We start from the raw sequence: 17,163 nt of genomic DNA, 5'->3' as shown, positions 1-17,163 counted from the left end.
GCCTCCGATTCATTTTTTTACCTTGTATTGAAGTATTAAAGTTTTAAAGCAAGTCTGTCTCCCTTCGCCCGTGAGCAGCATGTCAGGATTGAGTTGCGTGATTGGCGGTTTTCTTCGCTAAGGAAGAAATCACGGTGGTCCACTTCCCCATCATCGACAGCTACCTCACAGCTTCCGCACCCGCCGACTTTACATGAATACGGTGCATCAATTCCTTCCCTTAAAAGGGCTTCAAGCAGTGTTTCTCCTTCATGAACCGAGATGGACCGATCGCTATCTGTAAGGTCAACAAAGAAAGGATCTTTGGGCCCATCATTTTTTGCGGCGAATAATTCGAGGTGAATCGCATGTTCGGGATACCCATATGAACTGGCTGCCTCACGATACTGTTGCACCATCTCGAGCGGTCCGCAAAAATAAACATGTGTGCCAATACGATGATCCATCATCGTCGCAGGTGTCATTCTGCTTTTCGCTTCTGCCTGCGAAAAATAAAAAGTGCATTGATCCGGATATTTAGCTTTCAACAGATCATAAAAAGCACATAATTCCGGTGTGCGTGCTGCATAATGGAGTTCAAAGGTTTGGCCTTCAGCAGCCATGTCTTCCATCATCGCCAAAAATGGAGTGATGCCTATTCCAGCTGCATAAAACGCATGATGCTTCGCTCGAAAGCTGAGAGGGAAGTTGTTTTTAGGAAAGCTGACTTCCAGCCTAGTATCTTCCTTTACATAATCATGCCAGTATGCAGAGCCTCCGCGAGACGCCTCGTCACGACGGATTGAAATGGCATATTTCTTACGGTCTCTCGGATGGCTGATAATGGAGTATTCCCTCTCGAAAATCGTTTCTCCGGCCGGCATGAATGTAGTTACATGCGAACCTCCAGTAAAAGCAGGCAATGGGTTTCCATCAACCGGAATCAACTCGAACTGTCTCACGAGTGGAGTTTCTTGAATGATCCTATTTACTTTCATTTGAATATTTCCCACTAATCGCATGATGATCAACTCCCTGCTACTTTTTCTTTGTCGACTGGGATGAATGGGTAACCAATATAACCTTCCCGTACGATTGAATAAAAAGGACCGATTTCAAGACTGGCTCTACAATGGTCACATTCTGCAATCGCTGCTTCTACTGAGACTTCCGAAACTTCGAAGCATTTCATGCAATAAACGTAGCGGCGTTTGGGCCCGATAATCATTGTCTGGATCTCATCTTCAGATAGACCCGCCTCTACCCCAAGCGAGAAGACCATAACAGCATTGTTCCACTCAGCCGCAATATAACATTGCGTCCCCATCTTCTGTGACAAGAAGAATCTCTTAACCTTCTCTTTATCTTCCACACTGTTAATAGTAAGGCACTCGAAAGGCACTGTACCTAATATTTCAGAAGTGAAATTCTTCGCCTTTTCGTACCCGGCTTGATCCGTTATGACGACAAATTTTCTCCGTTCTTTCCGAGGAGTGAATTGATTTACGATTGTAACAGATTTATCAAATAATACTGGACTATTGTACAAGGCACTATCCTCCTTATTTTCTTTGTTCGCTTTACCGTTTTTCATCAATGCGTCTCAAATATTCGACCGATTGTGGAAGAAATGGAGCTATCCCTTTGTATTCAGCCATAGGTTCCGGAATATCCTGGAGCACGCTATATGTCAGATCAAACCACTCCTGGCGCAATGTCAAATCTTCAAGTGGCAGGAACTGGGTGTTCAATACGAATAGAATCGCGTTGCTTCGTGGCATGCGATAAAATTTTTGTTCTTCAACTCGTAAACGAACTAGCTTTCCTGCACTTTCGGGCGTTATCTCAGAACGCTGCGGTTCCCACACATCCATCGTTTCATAATTGACATCCCAACGGTCTGCCATCAGGTTCCAGTTAATCCGAGTCCATGGCTTTCCTGGCTCAATGGATAATAAAAACTTACGAACGCGCTCTGCTAGCTCATCGCCTTTTCGCGATACAAATGGGACAGGTGCATGAATCTCATCGAAAGACATCCCTTTATTCCAGTTGGCTGAAAAAAGGGCTGCATAGGAGACCTGCCCCACTTCCAAATAGAAGTTACTATCGCGATGAACCATTAAGACAAAGTCATTGTGGAAATGACGGCCAATATAATCAAGCGGCTCATTTGGTAGCGTACTGGCATCACCAAACACGAATGATTCTGACTCTCCTAAGATGTGGTTCTTGAACGTCCAGCTGCCTTCATCTTTAATGACCTCGAAATGCTCCGGGTAGCGATCAGTTGCCATGTCGATAAGCATTTCAAGTACTTCCCATTGCATCTCTAATGTGTGTGGAAACGATTGAAACCTTATATGCGGCTGCTCTTGAAGAAGACGCCGCTTCGCTTCCACTTGGAGTCTGTATTCTGGTGTAACTTCAATACAGTTAATGTTTGAGAGTGTTTTCAAATCGTTTGAATAGCGATAGTTACCAGAAGTGAATGGAAACGGAAATGTATCTAAATCAGTGGTCTTGAAATCCAATCTTTGTGTGAACATTGAACAATCTCCTCTCGTTATCAAAATTCTTTATAGTACGTTTTTTTCTATTTGGTTTCCTTTTAATTCAACAGATGAGCGAACTCTATCAACTTCATAACGGAAAATGTATTTAGCTGAAACATAGTAAGTGCCTAACGCGACAAAGTATGTTGGAATGCCTGCTGCTGTATAAAGGAAAAAGTTACTTGATTCAAAAGTCAATGGATTATAAAGTGCCCAGTAAACAATCGTCCCAATAACCACCGTAAAAACGGAAGAGGGGTTAATTCCTTTCCAATAGGTGTAACAGCCTTGTGTGTCATACAGATCTCTTAAAGAAAGGCGTTGGCGCTTAACGAAGAAGTAATCTGAAACGACAATGCCGCCAAGAACAGCCATAATAAAGGAAATGACAGCAATGAATGAACCAAATGCATCGTAAAACGTAGAGCTTAAAAGCAAGAAAATAGCTGGTACCGTTGTTCCCATAGCAATCATCCATGACTTTTTTGGGAATACCGTTTTAAAGCTGACCGCTTGTGAGTACATAAGGAAAATGGCTGCACCAACATTCCCTACCGAAAGCAGAATCAAGCCAATGAAACCTCCCCAGCTACCTGCAATTGAAAACATCCAGTCGGAAGGATTAAGCGACCCGGCAACTAATGCAGCGAGTGCCCCAACTAAAGCAGCGATACAGACGATAATTCCATAGCTATAGAAGCCCGCTTTGAATGCCCCCCCTTCCGTTTTGGATAAACGGCTGTATTGGCCAAGGTATGGAAGCCATGAGAAGCCGAGTCCGATGTTTAATTCCAGGGCGGTCGCGAACGAACGTGAAGTCGTTTCAAACGGTTCGGAAGGAAGTATAGTAGCAACATTCGTGAATCCCTGTCCGAACAAGACTATTGAGAGAAGGCCAAACATGAGAACCAAAAAAGCAGGAACGGCTACTGTCGTATATTTCTGAATAGCTATCGGTCCCCTCACCGTTACCAGAAATGCACAGATAAAGAGTACTATCGCGAAAAACGGCGCTCCCGTTGTTTGGCTTGAGAAAAAGCCAGGCATCCTTATCCAATTAGCAGCCTCTGCCAAAGCCTGGCCAGACATAAAAAGCGCAATCGAAATATAGCCGAGAGTTAAAATAAGAAAAACAAAGAAAAAAATATTGGATCCTAGATAGCCTAGTGAACTTCGAAACCCGACAAAGGTGTCTATGCCGTAGCGCGCAAAATACAAGGTAATGGGAACGATCAACAACATCGGGAAGGCATTACCGAATAAAATCGCTGCCAGTGAGTGCTTTAAATCAAGCATTGTACCTGTATATCCCCCAGTTAACAGCCCAAAAGATGAGAGACCAATAACAACCTGAACTAAAATTAAATCCCTAAGGTTAAAAATCCGGTCACTTTTACTTGCCGGTAAAAACCCAAAGGCCACATCCTTCGAAATGGAGGAATTCTCTTTACTCACACGCTTCTCTCCCAACTATAGATATATTGATTGAATGGAATGGAATTACGGCTGTTCATGTAATAGACAATGTAAAAGTACACTACCTTAAACAAGTACATAGACTAAATAGACAATGATTAAAAGCATGAAAAAAATAGAACCGGTCGCATCCCTCCATTTCATTTTGTCGACTTTCACAGCATCTTCCTGCTCATACGCATCGATCCGTTCATTCAAATCTGAATATAGACTTTTGATGAAGGGATTTTCTGAATGGATATTCTGTTGAAACAGATTCACTTTATTCAAAATGGCTTCTCCCCCCTTTGCCTTCTCTTGTTTAGTCCCTCACTTTTCTTAAATGCAATAACCATGCCAACTAGAAAGGGCCATTATTAAAGCGTTTTCAATAGGAATAATATTCATTTTCGAAACTATTGAACAGTTGTGAAATTTCTGTCATATTGAATCTAGGAGTTTAATGAAAGGCAGGTAGACATTAATGGATTACTTCACCTCTGCACTCTTGTCTATTTATGATCAGCTTATCGTGACAGATAAAAAAGGCATCATATTGAAATCGAACGGAACGAGAAATTCCTTATTCCATACAATTAAATCTGCTAGTGCAGGCGGTTCTATCAAGGATGTCGAACAAGATCTATTTTCTACGAGCCTGGCAGAAGAGGTTATGGCCAAACATGAAAAAAAAACGTTCATGCAATCCTCATGGCAAGGGCTTGAGATGCTGGTGACGGCATACCCGATTGAATCAGGAGAATGGGTTTGGGCCTACAAAGAAATTAACGACTCTTATCCAGATAATTCAGGAAATCAATCCGGGCCAGTCGCAGAATCGAAAAAACCATCTTTTCCATTTGTGATCCGAAGTAATTCCATGCTTGAAGTTCTTCATAAAATGCAAATGGTTTGTGATGTTAGCGCAACAGTCCTTTTATTAGGCGAATCCGGTGTAGGAAAGGAAATGGCTGCCAGGGCCATACATAACATGGGTAAAAGAAGCGAAGGACCGTTCATACCAGTCAATTGCGGCGCTATCCCGGAAAACTTGATTGAAAGCGAACTGTTTGGCTACGTAGAAGGGGCTTTTACCAGTGCAAGAAAAGGCGGAGCCATGGGAAAATTCACACTTGCTCATAAGGGGATCTTATTCTTGGATGAAGTGGGAGAATTACCGCTTAACGTACAGGTCAAACTGCTTCGGGTTCTTCAAGAACGCATTGTCACACCAATTGGCAGTTCCACCTCCCACCCTGTTGACATTCAAGTGATTGCAGCGACCAATAAATCACTTGAAAAAATGGTGAAGAAAGGGGAATTCAGAGAAGACTTATATTATCGCCTTCATGTCGTGCCGATCCACCTTCCGCCGCTTAGAGATCGTGTAGATGAGATCCCCTATCTGGTTCAATTTTTCTTACAAAAGTACAATACACTGTACAATCGAATGATAGCTTTCACCCCGGATGCGATCGACATGCTATGTATCCATCAATGGCCAGGTAACGTACGTGAACTTGAAAATATCGTGGAAAGGCTTACAATTACGAGCAGAACACCTGAAGTGGATGTTACGATGATTAAAGAGGTCCTTCCTATTAAAGAGCCCAAACGGACTTCAACACCTGTTATCGATTTTCTAATGCCATTGCAAGAAGCAGTAGACCTTGTGGAGGAACAACTGATTAACATGGCAATGGAACAATACAAGTCATTGAAATTAGCGGCGAAGGTATTGGAAGTTAGCCAGCCCACTATGAGTAGAAAATATAAAAAAATCCGTGATAAAATCGAAGAGGCACGACTATCACCAGTAAATAAACGGACCATCTTAGAAGAGCAAATAAATAAACGGCTCCGCTCCATTGCCGTTGTGACTGCAGCAATCATTCCCGCTGAGGAGGTTATTCGCCTACAACAAAACACCAACCTCTCAAATTCCTACTCTCAAAAATTGAAACAAAAGCTTACCTTGATCCAAGAAAAAGAAGGCGTAATTGAATGGGTTTTTATATTTAGCATGACGGATGATGGACGTCTGATTCACCTCGTTGCAGACAAAGGCTTTGTAATTGAGCCGATGGAAGAATATATCGGTCCGCCAGAAATGATGAACATTGCTTACCAAGCGTTTAATGGTAAAGCAGGTGTTACCCCCATATACGAAGACAAGTACGGTGAGTGGAAAACAAGCCTAGCACCCATTATTGATGATGATGGCAATATCGTTGCCATTGTCGGATGTGATTATAGCAAATCTTATATTAATTCGGAAATGCAACGTCTCAGTAAGCAACTCAAAATCCTAATTTAAGTTTACATTGCAGGAACTGACCGGGATTGTTCAAACTGGCTGATTGCTATCTGAATTAAATGAAAAAAGCTATTACAGGAGCGCCTTAAGAATAAGCTTTTGTAATTAGCTTTTTTATTAATCGCACATATACGTTATGCCTACAATAAAAAAAGAAAAAACAATATCGCGTTATACATTCCTTATCTAAATTCCATGAGCAAAGCACCGATTCACTAGTAAATAAAACGCGAATTTCACGAGTATAAGCACGAAACTCACGTAGTCATGCACCTTTTTGGGCTGTAGTATTCATAACACAGCCTAGTTTTTTAACTAGATGATACTGTCACTTCTTGCCACTAAAAAATTCAAATCATCCTTAATATCAAGCATATTCTTAGTCTCAAAAGATATCCCATATCCATTATTTTCAGGAAAGCCGTATAAAAAGAGACTACTTTTCCATCTTTCAGAAATACAATTTGATTCATGCATTCATTTACAGTTTCGTTGATGTTCTCCCATTTATAAACGACCGTTTCATTTATCTCTTCTTTCGGGGTATATGGGGTGAAGTCATATACGGTATCCCATTCGAACGGTGTAACATCCGGCAAATGTATTGTTTCAACGGCATGTCCAATTGCTAACACTTCTTCTCTTAGCAACTTTTTGTTTACTTCCTACATTCTTATTAATTTTCATATTTATACCTCACCTTGATCAGCAACATTCCATATATCTGAATTGGCAATTTAGCAGCCTTCTATTGCCAAAGTAACCGCTATCATATATAATAAAATTCTCAGAGGATTGTTACTGTTCGGCAGGCAAAACCTGGATCAATTCAAGTTATGGCAGGGAAATCTGTCTGTAATTTGTTTTGATCCAGGTTTTTTCATTTCAAAATTATTGAAGGATATGTGATAATTTATGAAAATTAAAAAAATATTTAATAATAATGTCGCTTTAACAGAAGATTCAAATCAAACTGAGATGGTCGTCATGGGGAGAGGTCTCGCCTTCCAGAAAAAAAATGGCGATGAAATCGATCCAGTAAATATCGAGAAAACCTTTATTACCCCTTCTAAAGCCTTCGCTGACAAATTATCTGATTTGCTCGATGAAATTCCATATGAAATGATGGAGCTCTCAAAAGATATTATCGAGATGGCAAATGGGGACCTGCAGACAGAGTTGAATGACTCACTTTATTTAACTTTATCCGATCATATTCACTTTGCTGTCACAAGAACAAAGAACGGGGTTCCTATAAAGAATGCGCTTATGTGGGAAGTGCAAAAGTTCTATAAAGCCGAGTACCGTGCTGCCTTTAAAGCATTGAATATGATAAAAGCGGAAACAGGAGTAAGCATGCCTGAGGATGAAGCAGCATCCATTGCCTTGCATCTTTTCAATGCACGGCAAGATGGCTCTGGTATGGAAGAGACAATGGCGATGACGAATATCGTCAATGATGTGACCAATATCGTTAAATATCATTATGGTTTTGATTTTAATGAAGAATCGATGAATTACAGCCGGTTCATCACCCATCTCCGTTATTTCGCATATAGGATTCTGCGCGGTGAGTTAAATGACGACAATAATGATGGTTTATATCAGCAAGTGAAGCTGCAATACCCTCAAGCCGACCAATGTACGAAGAAAGTGCAGGCTTATTTGAAAAAGCAATATGAAATGGAAATGACCACCGATGAGTTAGCCTATTTTATCATTCATATCCAGCGGGTTTCGAATCGGGAAAAAAAATAATGCATTCCTATAGGATTGTTACTGCTCGGCAGGCAAAACCTGGGAAGAATACGAAGTAGATCTTAATCTATTTGTATTCTTTCAGGTTTTTTATTTTATCAAAGGAGAGGGAACCATGGATAATAAACAGTTAGGCAATCGAATCGTCCAATTGGTGGGCGGCGAAGAAAATATCAATTCCCTCGTACATTGTGCCACACGATTAAGGTTCAAGCTGAATGATCGCCAAAAAGCTGACAAAGAAGCATTGAGCACAATCCCTGATGTTCTAACCGTTGTCGAAAAAGGCGGTCAATTCCAGGTGGTTATTGGCAATAAAGTAGGGAAAGTGTATACAGAGATCATGAATAACCATCCTATTCATCATCAAGATCCTTCCAATGAAAATGAAAGCAATGAAAAAGTGGGCATCATCTCAAAAATCTTTGAATATATTTCCGGGACATTTTCTCCATTGGTGCCCGCACTGGCAGGAGCGGGCATGATCAAAGCGCTGCTTGCAATCCTTAATATTTTGAATCTAATTGATATAAATGGAACAACCTATTCCGTATTGAATGCTGCATCAAGCGGTCTCTTTTATTTCTTGCCAATCTTCGTAGCCATTTCCGCCGCTAAGAAATTGAAAGCAAACCCGTTCGTTGGCGGCGCCATCGGGGCAGGCTTACTCGATCCCAATTTCACGGCCATGCTAAAAGCCGACGGGCAAGTAAGTTTCATGAATATTCCGCTGATCGTGACGGATTATTCATCAACCGTTTTTCCCTTGTTAATTGCGATGGCTGTTTTTGCTCCTTTAGAACGCTTCGTAAAAAAACGCACACCGGATACGATTCAATTGTTCTTTGTTCCAATGGTGGGTATTTTGGTCATGGTTCCATTAACGGCCTTAGTGTTCGGACCGTTTGCACAATACATTAGTTTAGCGATCGGGGCTGCCGTTACTTACTTGGTAGCTAAATCAGCAATCTTGACCGGTATCATCATTGCCTGCATTTGGCCAATACTGGTCATCCTAGGTGTGCATTGGGGCGTCGTACCGATCATGATCGATAATTTCTCACGTGGCGGAGATATAATTGGACCCATTACAGCTGCCTCTACATTTGCGCAGATGGGGATCGCCTTTGGTATCTTTTTACGCGCCAGGAAAAATAAAGAATTACGTTCCCTTTCATTTGCGGGTACGTTATCTGGATTGTTCGCAGGGATAACGGAACCGATTCTTTACGGGATAGTATTAAGATATAAAAAGTTAATACCATTATTATTGATAGCCGGTTCGATTGGCGGCGCCATCGTCGCAACATTCAATGTAAGGTTATTTGGATTTGCTTTCAATAGTCTTCTGACCATCCCGGCCTATTCACCTACAATCGGCTATATTAGTGGAATCGGCGCCGCATTCCTATCTGCAGCCGTTCTAGCGTTCCTTTTTGGTACAGAAGGAAAGAAAAAGACTGGTGACGTTAATGCTGGAAAAGCGCCAAAAGACACTGCCTCTCAATCAGAAGCTGGCTCGAACAAAACCTATGAATTATCTGCACCATTAAAAGGTGAGATGATACCTTTGGAAAACGTGGATGATGCCGTATTTTCAAGCGGGGCAATGGGTAAGGGGGTGGCAATCGAACCAGCTGAGGGGATGGTTTCAGCCCCATTCGATGGAAAGGTAGTGACGCTATTCCCAACAAAACATGCAATTGGCTTAATCAGTGATGATGGGATTGAAGTATTGATCCATATCGGACTTGATACAGTTCAATTGGGCGGCAAACACTTTGACGCACATGTTGAAGCTGGTTCAGTCGTTAATAAAGGAGACAAACTGGTAACCTTCGATATGAAAGGTATTAAAGAGGCTGGCTATCAAGCTACAACACCCGTGATCATCACTAACACGGCAGAGTATTTAGATGTTGTACCAACAAAATCAAGACCCGTTACTTTAGAAGATACAATATTAACTATTGTAAAATAATCAAACTAAAAGGAGAGTTCACTATGACACAATTCGAAGCAAAATTCCCGAAAAATTTTTATTGGGGAGGCGCAACTGCCGCCAACCAAATTGAAGGCGGATTTGATGAAGGTGGTAAAGGATTATCCGCGGCTGACTTTGTTGAGTATATTCCTAAAGATCAAAGAACGAAAGATAACGCAATGGAAATCACCTCTGAACAAATTCGAAAAGCACTAAGTGGTGAATCGACGGCACGTTATCCTAAACGTGAGGGCATTGATTTCTATCACCGCTATAAAGAAGATATCGCTTTACTTGCTGAGATGGGCTTTACGGCATTCCGGCTTTCCATTCATTGGGCAAGGATTTTCCCTAATGGCTACGATGAAGTGCCAAATGAAGCAGGCTTACAATTTTATGACAACGTATTTGCGGAATTAAAGAAATATAATATTGAGCCAATCGTTACATTATCACATTATGAAACACCTTATGGCTTGACGGATAAATATAATGGCTGGGTCGGTCGTGAGGTAATCAATCATTTTGTACATTATGCAGAAACGGTTTTTACACGTTATAAAAATATGGTGAAATATTGGATTTCATTTAACGAAATCAATATGATCACCATCAGCCCTTTTACCGGCGGAGGCGTCATATCAGATAAGGAAGCAAACTCCATGCAGGCAAGATATCAAGGTTTGCACCATCAATTTGTCGCAAGTGCACTGGCCACAAAAAAATTACATGAAATCATCCCTGATGGAAAAATGGGGTGCATGCTGGCAAGGATGAGCCATTATCCAAACACACCCAATCCTGCAGATGTCATAAAGGCGCAAAAGGATAATCAGGAAAATCTCTTCTTTACAGATGTGCATGTTCGTGGTGAGTATCCTAAATATATGGATCGTTTCTTCATTGAAAATAATATTGAGATCATCAAAGGAACTGGGGATGACGAGATCCTTAAGCAGCATCCAGTGGATTACATCACCATTAGTTATTACATGTCCATGTTATCCTCCGCTTCCCCAGAAGGAGAGCGAACAGAAGGAAACTTGATGAATTCATTAAAAAACCCTTATTTAGAAGCGTCTGAATGGGGATGGCAAATTGATCCGATCGGGCTGCGTGTCGTATTGAATGAGATGTATGATCGCTATCAAGTGCCCATCTTCATGGTTGAAAATGGATTGGGTGCCTATGATCAGGTCGAAGAAGACGGTTCGATCCATGATCACTATCGGATTGATTACTTAAGGAAACATATCGAGCAAATGAAAGAAGCTGTCGGTGATGGAGTTGAATTGATGGGGTACCTGGCCTGGGGACCTATCGACTTAGTTTCCATGTCAACAAGTGAGATGTCGAAACGGTACGGCTTCATTTATGTCGATAAAGATGACGAAGGCAATGGAAGTTTGGAAAGAAGCCGTAAAGATTCTTTCTACTGGTATAAAAAAACGATAGAAAGTAATGGTGAAGCACTATAAATTGAATGTCGATCGTGTACCGCTCCCCTTCCCTACCGATCCCTAAGCGGGAGCTCGCTGCCCGAGGTAAACATTAAAGGAAAATAGGCCAAGGTGTTAAACGCTTGAGGAAAAACAAGCGTTTAACGCCTTTTTTCTTTTGATCACATGATGTACAGTGATACAACTTACCTGCTTCTTTAATATTGTTGCCAACGAGCTTGGCATGTCTCAAAGTCATGGCTTCTAGACATTCAAGAACAGCTCGCTATCAACGATTAAGTTGGAAATACCTTGCTTGTTTTAGTCTGGTTGTACCTTTGATATTGAATCTTCTTTTGACTTCACTATTTATTCGAAATGCCGGTGTTTGTTATACGGATCTTCATATGAAATTTAATCGGAACCGTCGGGTATCGTTGGTCCCAGGCTTTTTTATCGAAGTTCCGAAAATGGCTCCGCGCCTTTTCTGTGATACCAAGCGGATCAACCTCCAGCTCTTGAAATTTATTCATCATCTTGGTTGCCCTTACCGTCGCTCCTTTACTCCATGCCTGCTCCATTTCCTTCAATGTGCCCTTCCCTACCGATATGCTTGGCGCATCTTTAACCTCTCCTAAAAACGAGACATGAACGTCGACCCGCGGATCATCTTGACTGCCGGACACCTTATATTTCACTTTCGAGCGGATATTTTGAATGGCTATGTATTTTTTGTTCTTCAGGCTGAATTGATCTGTACCTGTTTTGGTCTTTTCGTAAAGAAGTTTAAATAAATAACTTTCCTTATTGGACAACTCCCCTACGTAGTGATCATTTTTAAAAAGAGCAAGGCCCTTATATCGAATATGGTCATGCTTTTTTTCAATAATGGGCAGAAAGGGATCTTGTACAAAGCCGTTATACTGATCCAGGAAGACATGAACCGTCGGTTTCGGGATCATGTCTTTCAAATTTCTCTCCATGAAATCGGAAAGATATTCTGCAGATGTCGGTGCATTAGGATACTTAAAGGTCAACAGGTCCTCTACACTCCCGTCGACTACCGCCATGTACACATCTCTGCCTATATCAGTTGATCGCCCGAGCGGATCGGTAAGCTCAGCTACTCCGTGTTTTGCCAGTTCTTTACTAATTAAAAAATTTTGCAAACGCCCCGTGACGAGCTTTCGTTGGGACTCCAGCTGCTGCTTTTGCAAGATGTCCAGAAAGGTATGGCCAACCGCCGTAAAAAAAGCATCGAGCGGCTGAACATCTATGCCGGCAGGATAGAATGGAGCGGCGGCCGTTCCCTTCATCCGGTGCTCGTCCACATAGTCATAACCAATGGCAGACACATGCTGGATATCTTCAAGTATCTTCGTTTCAATTGAATTATAGAGCAGCAGGATAAGCATAAAAATGCACCAAAAAAGGTATTTTTTCATGACGTTCTCCTCGATTTCCCTTTAATCATTTGATAAAAAAAGATAAACGGAATATACGCATACATGACGTAAAGACTCACCAACCCCATTACAGAATTTAGCTGATCGATTTGCTCGCGGGTTTTCAAAAAAGTAGCCGCCACAGCTGTCATGAAGAGAATGACGATAAGACTATGTTTTTGCTTCAAGCTAAACAGCTGCTTCAAACCTCTAGTGCCTGCCCAAATATACAAACAAACACTATTCACGACGCTAAACAGCCAGAAAGAAAGCCCTAGGAACTCAAACCTTTCAAGGAAAGGAAAATCGGCGATTTGCCAAATGGTTAATGTAGGCCAAATCGACTCAAGTAATTGATTCTTGGAAAAGTACATAAGGGAAACAATCATTATGACTAAATAGCTGATTGTACTATAAGCCGTTCCATAATGCCCCCATTTTTGCGATCGTGGTGCATCTTTTATAAAAGGATAAAAGAAAAAAATCGTTTCAAATCCGGTCAAGCTATATGTCATTGTTTTGGAGGCGGATAACAACTCTGCCGCGGAATGATCGAAAATAGGAAAAAGATGAGATATTTGCATATGCCGTAAAGGGAAACCTAACATGATAAAAAAAATAGGCGTAGTAAATATGAAACTAAGGAAACAAATTCCAACGATGATTCGAAAGCCCCCTATGACATAGACATACACGAGCACTGAGAGAATCAAGGCCATATACCATGTTTCCAATTGCGGGAAAATCCAAACTTGAATCAATTCGGTATAACTGCGAACGACGGAGATGGCCAAAGTCAACAAATAAACGATCAAAGCCAAACTAAGCATCCCGCCAAGCCATTTTCCAAATAATTCCTTGTGGATGACAGTAATATCGTTCGTTCCTTTATTTAAGATTTGATATATCATCCACAAGACAACGTGTATCGAGATACCGGCGATAAAAACAGCGATCCATGCATCATTTCCCACAACTTTAACAATTTCCCGTTGAAAACTGAAAACCCCCAGACCGAATTGCGCAGCGACGATAAGATAAAAAACAAAGAAAGGAGAGACTTTCCGGTTCTCGGATGGTAAGGGCAGCATACAGCACCTCCAAAGGTAAATTAGTCGTCAATATCCCAATCTTTTTTTTGTGAAGCCTCCTGCTGAAATCTCTGACGATCTTGCGCCCTTATTTGCAGAGGACGGAGTGCTTGCTTGCTGAATGGCAGCCGGATGATCGAGTCCTTGAAGTCCTCCACGCGCAATGGATAGATGGGCTCAAGGAATGGGCGGCCGAGAGAAGTTAGCTTTAATAAATGAGAAATAAGCAAAGCAAAGCAGACGGCGACTCCGACAAGGCCCAGCAGATGAGCAAACAAGATAAATGGAAAGCGAATGAGGCGGATCACGCTACTGACCTGGTAGATAGGTGTAGTGAAGGAAGCAAGCGCACCCGTAGCCACGACAATAAGCAGTACATTGCTCGTCAAGCCTGCTTGAACAGCCGCTGTTCCGAGCACTATACCGCCGACAATACCAATTGTTTGGCCAATCTTTGTCGGCAGCCGCGCACCAGCTTCCCGCAAAAGCTCAATCGCCAATTCAAGAAGGATCGCTTCCAAAAAAGGCGGAAAAGGAATGGTTCCCCGTGATGTTATCAGCAAGCTCAGTACATCACGGGGGATCATTTCATAATGATAAGTTAATATGGCTACATAAGATGATGTGGCTAAAATGGAGAACAGAACCGCAAAAATCCTAAGCAGCCGGAAAGCGGAAGCGACATTCCAAATGGAGAGGTAATCCTCAAATGCCGTGAAATAAGTTATTAGTGAAACGGGACCCGATATCGCAGTGGGCGACCCATCCGAAAAAATGCCAACCTTCCCTTCTGCGAGTACGGCCGCAAGCCGATCTGGCCTCTCTGTATCAATTAACTGCGGGAATGGCGAGTTTTTATTATCAGCAATCATTTGGCTAAGAAACGAAGTATCGGCGATTTCATCATAGTCGATTCCATTAATCCGCTGGATGACCGTTTTCACATTTTCAGGGTCGGCGATACCTTTCACATAGACGACTGCGACCCGGGTTTTCGATAGCTTTCCGACCACCAGTTCCTTTACCTGCAGTTCGGGAATAGGCAAGCGTTTACGAACAAGATTTAAATTCGTATCAAGTGATTCCACAAAAGCTTCCTTCGGTCCGGCAACCGTATATTCCGTTTCCGGGGTTGTTACTTGCCGCTTTTCAACGGAAGGCACCGGAACCACCAGGCAGTCCGGTTTCCCTTCTTTTATGTAAAAAATCAAGCTTCCGGTCATTAATTTATTTTGTATATCGGTAATATTGTCCGTTATAGAAACATCATCGATTGGCAATATTGCTTTTATTTCCTCCAAAGCAGAAGGATTCTTTGCTTTAAAGCAAGCAAGGACATCATGATGAATGATCTCAGGTTTCACCAACGTTTTAAAATAGGCAATGAAAAAGGGCGAGTCATGAAGCCTAAAAGTAAGAAAGTCTGCCGACTCTTCACACGCTTGTAAAAGCTTGGCAAGCTCGCTTTTTTGAAAAGCTGAATCAGTTTTCAGCATTCGAAATTCAACCTCTCTTTGTTATTGCCACATTAGGGGAACGGTTAATTCAATAATTTTAATATGGGTATAGCAGACACGCCTTATACACTATTGCCTATTTTTTTCATTAGGCTTGTGACAACGAAATATCTTTAAACGAAAAAAAACTGGAGACTCTCCTCCAGTTTTCAGTTTGTAGACAAAAGGGGTTCGGAATTAAAAAATTCCGAACCCCTTTTGAAATTCCTTTGAAATTTTGACCAAAGGTTACGAGATTTGGGCTCTTCGAGCCGCTATGTTAAGCCGTTTTAGGACCTTGCCATGTCCAAGTGGCCATCTTCTTTAAATTCATGGCAGCGAAAGTAAGCATCGCCTGCATCGACAATTTTTTAAGTCCCCTTAAAGTAGTCCAACGCATACCATGCTTTTCTTTTGCATCTGCGAATACACGCTCAATCGTTTCTTTGCGTTTCGCATATATAGGTTTTACCTCTTGATGATGACGCAGATGATCTGCTTCTTCCACATATGCTTGCCAGATATGCCGTGTCACTACTTTTTGATGGTCTTTGCTTTCCGTACACCGTGATAAAAATGAGCATGTTGCACAAATTTGTTTGGGCGATTTGTACTCGCGATAGCCCTCTTTATTTGTTGTTGAGTACTTTAAAGTTTCTCCCGAAGGGCAAAGGTAACAATCAAAGTGTTCATCGTAAACATAGTCATGTTTGCGAAAGAATCCTTCTTTTGTACGAGGACGTGTATAGGGTAAAGCAGGTGTGATTTCTTTGTTAAATAGGTAGCTTGTAATCGCTGGTGTTTTATAAGCTGCATCTGCGGCAACTGCTTCTGGTTTTCCAACTTTCTCAATCACTTGCTCAACAAGTGGCTCCAAAATATGACTGTCATGTGTATTACCAGGTGTTACAATCGTTCCCAATACAAAACCGTTGCCGTCTGCGGCCGCATGGAATGAATAGGCAAACTGTTTTGTTCGTTCATCTTTCACATAGTAGCCACTCTCAGGATCCGTAGTACTTTCTTTAATTGCTTTGGTTTCTTCCTTATCAAATTTATCTGGTGGAAAAGGCTTCTTTCCGTGGTTTTCACGATCTTGATTGATTTCTTCTTGAAGACGTCCTTGATACGCTCGTGTTTCTTTACGAACGATTTTCTTTTCAAATTTCCGTTTATTCGCACTGGCTTTCACATGTGTGGAATCCACGAAAACGTGTTCTACACTTATTAACTTTTTATTAGCAGCTGTCATTAAAATGCGACAGAAAATCTGTTCAAACAGGTCTGTATCTTTAAAGCGTCGCTCATAATTTTTTCCGAACGTAGAGAAATGAGGCACTTTATCATGGAAACCATAGCCTAAGAACCAACGATAAGCCATATTGGTTTCAACTTCTTCAATCGTTTTACGCATGGAACGAATACCGAAGGTATATTGAATGAAAGTCAGTTTAACTAAAATAACTGGATCAATACTTGGGCGTCCTACCTCTGAGTACATATCTTTCACCAAGTCATAAATGAAAGTGAAGTCAATGGCAGCCTCCATTTTACGAACCAAATGGTTCGGTGGCACCAGTTGATCTAAAGTAATCATTTCAAGTTGATCTCGCTGAATAGAATCATGTTTAGAAAGCATCCTCA

Annotated in this window: 14 protein-coding genes; 4 read left to right on the top strand and 10 right to left on the bottom strand. The window is 41.6% G+C overall.

Translation table 11 applies throughout. The annotated features are described in order from the left end of the window. Positions 1 to 35: 35 nt before the first annotated feature. The 5 genes from MHI53_RS04670 to MHI53_RS04650 form a co-directional block, all read right to left on the bottom strand. On the bottom strand, positions 36 to 1,001 hold the full coding sequence (locus MHI53_RS04670) for a PDR/VanB family oxidoreductase (protein WP_340372885.1): 966 nt from the start codon (positions 999 to 1,001) through the stop codon (positions 36 to 38). 5 nt (positions 1,002 to 1,006) lie between these two features. Beyond that, a complete protein-coding gene (locus MHI53_RS04665) occupies positions 1,007 to 1,528 on the bottom strand; it encodes a hypothetical protein (protein ID WP_155645598.1) in 522 nt (173 codons plus the stop codon). A gap of 31 nt (positions 1,529 to 1,559) precedes the next feature. Beyond that, positions 1,560 to 2,528 carry a DUF3445 domain-containing protein gene (locus MHI53_RS04660; RefSeq protein WP_061144516.1) on the bottom strand — a complete coding sequence of 323 codons (969 nt, stop codon included), beginning with the start codon at positions 2,526 to 2,528 and terminating at the stop codon, positions 1,560 to 1,562. A gap of 30 nt (positions 2,529 to 2,558) precedes the next feature. After that, entirely contained in the window at positions 2,559 to 3,989 is a 1,431-nt protein-coding gene (locus MHI53_RS04655) for a cytosine permease (RefSeq protein WP_340372884.1), read from the bottom strand. Positions 3,990 to 4,076: 87 nt separating this feature from the next. Next, positions 4,077 to 4,280: a hypothetical protein gene (locus tag MHI53_RS04650; RefSeq protein ID WP_061144518.1), complete on the bottom strand. Its 204-nt coding sequence runs from the start codon at positions 4,278 to 4,280 to the stop codon at positions 4,077 to 4,079. 193 nt (positions 4,281 to 4,473) lie between these two features. Here MHI53_RS04650 and MHI53_RS04645 point away from each other — a divergent pair, with 193 nt between their 5' ends. After that, the gene (locus tag MHI53_RS04645; RefSeq protein WP_061144519.1) at positions 4,474 to 6,306 is read left to right on the top strand and encodes a sigma 54-interacting transcriptional regulator; all 1,833 of its coding nucleotides are present in this window, start codon (positions 4,474 to 4,476) and stop codon (positions 6,304 to 6,306) included. Positions 6,307 to 6,656: 350 nt separating this feature from the next. Here MHI53_RS04645 and MHI53_RS04640 read toward each other — a convergent pair whose 3' ends face one another. Next, positions 6,657 to 6,956, bottom strand: a complete 300-nt coding sequence (locus MHI53_RS04640) for a hypothetical protein (protein WP_340372883.1) — start codon at positions 6,954 to 6,956, stop codon at positions 6,657 to 6,659. Positions 6,957 to 7,221: 265 nt separating this feature from the next. Here MHI53_RS04640 and MHI53_RS04635 point away from each other — a divergent pair, with 265 nt between their 5' ends. The 3 genes from MHI53_RS04635 (at position 7,222) to MHI53_RS04625 (ending at position 11,526) form a co-directional block, all read left to right on the top strand. Continuing rightward, a complete protein-coding gene (locus MHI53_RS04635) occupies positions 7,222 to 8,064 on the top strand; it encodes a PRD domain-containing protein (RefSeq protein ID WP_340372882.1) in 843 nt (280 codons plus the stop codon). A gap of 115 nt (positions 8,065 to 8,179) precedes the next feature. Then, positions 8,180 to 10,045 (top strand): beta-glucoside-specific PTS transporter subunit IIABC, encoded by a 1,866-nt coding sequence (locus MHI53_RS04630; RefSeq protein ID WP_340372881.1) that lies wholly within the window; start codon positions 8,180 to 8,182, stop codon positions 10,043 to 10,045. Positions 10,046 to 10,068: 23 nt separating this feature from the next. Continuing rightward, complete coding sequence (locus MHI53_RS04625; protein ID WP_340372880.1) at positions 10,069 to 11,526, top strand: glycoside hydrolase family 1 protein; 1,458 nt, start codon at positions 10,069 to 10,071, stop codon at positions 11,524 to 11,526. Between the two features lie 326 nt (positions 11,527 to 11,852). Here MHI53_RS04625 and MHI53_RS04620 read toward each other — a convergent pair whose 3' ends face one another. The 4 genes from MHI53_RS04620 to MHI53_RS04605 form a co-directional block, all read right to left on the bottom strand. Next, positions 11,853 to 12,932: a Ger(x)C family spore germination protein gene (locus tag MHI53_RS04620; protein WP_061144524.1), complete on the bottom strand. Its 1,080-nt coding sequence runs from the start codon at positions 12,930 to 12,932 to the stop codon at positions 11,853 to 11,855. Further along, on the bottom strand, positions 12,929 to 14,023 hold the full coding sequence (locus MHI53_RS04615; protein ID WP_061144525.1) for a GerAB/ArcD/ProY family transporter: 1,095 nt from the start codon (positions 14,021 to 14,023) through the stop codon (positions 12,929 to 12,931). The genes MHI53_RS04620 and MHI53_RS04615 overlap by 4 nt, the downstream gene beginning before the upstream one ends. Before the next feature lie 20 nt (positions 14,024 to 14,043). After that, positions 14,044 to 15,519, bottom strand: a complete 1,476-nt coding sequence (locus tag MHI53_RS04610; RefSeq protein WP_340372879.1) for a spore germination protein — start codon at positions 15,517 to 15,519, stop codon at positions 14,044 to 14,046. 280 nt (positions 15,520 to 15,799) lie between these two features. Further along, positions 15,800 to 17,158, bottom strand: a complete 1,359-nt coding sequence (locus MHI53_RS04605) for an IS1182 family transposase (protein WP_340372878.1) — start codon at positions 17,156 to 17,158, stop codon at positions 15,800 to 15,802. Positions 17,159 to 17,163 lie beyond the last annotated feature (5 nt).

The sequence above is a fragment of the Peribacillus sp. FSL E2-0218 genome (genome assembly GCF_037992945.1).
GTDB lineage: Bacteria > Bacillota > Bacilli > Bacillales > DSM-1321 > Peribacillus > Peribacillus simplex_B.
Note: the sequence above shows the minus strand (reverse complement) of the source record. Positions and strands in the feature narration are given on the sequence as shown.

Bases quoted from the DNA above. Each gene is read 5' to 3' on its own strand.
- MHI53_RS04670 (WP_340372885.1), bottom strand. From the start codon at position 1,001: ATGCGATTAGTGGGAAATATTCAAATGAAAGTAAATAGGATCATTCAA.
- MHI53_RS04660 (WP_061144516.1), bottom strand. From the start codon at position 2,528: ATGTTCACACAAAGATTGGATTTCAAGACCACTGATTTAGATACATTT.
- MHI53_RS04645 (WP_061144519.1), top strand. From the start codon at position 4,474: ATGGATTACTTCACCTCTGCACTCTTGTCTATTTATGATCAGCTTATC.
- MHI53_RS04635 (WP_340372882.1), top strand. From the start codon at position 7,222: ATGAAAATTAAAAAAATATTTAATAATAATGTCGCTTTAACAGAAGAT.
- MHI53_RS04630 (WP_340372881.1), top strand. From the start codon at position 8,180: ATGGATAATAAACAGTTAGGCAATCGAATCGTCCAATTGGTGGGCGGC.
- MHI53_RS04625 (WP_340372880.1), top strand. From the start codon at position 10,069: ATGACACAATTCGAAGCAAAATTCCCGAAAAATTTTTATTGGGGAGGC.
- MHI53_RS04620 (WP_061144524.1), bottom strand. From the start codon at position 12,932: ATGAAAAAATACCTTTTTTGGTGCATTTTTATGCTTATCCTGCTGCTC.
- MHI53_RS04615 (WP_061144525.1), bottom strand. From the start codon at position 14,023: ATGCTGCCCTTACCATCCGAGAACCGGAAAGTCTCTCCTTTCTTTGTT.
- MHI53_RS04610 (WP_340372879.1), bottom strand. From the start codon at position 15,519: ATGCTGAAAACTGATTCAGCTTTTCAAAAAAGCGAGCTTGCCAAGCTT.
- MHI53_RS04605 (WP_340372878.1), bottom strand. From the start codon at position 17,158: ATGCTTTCTAAACATGATTCTATTCAGCGAGATCAACTTGAAATGATT.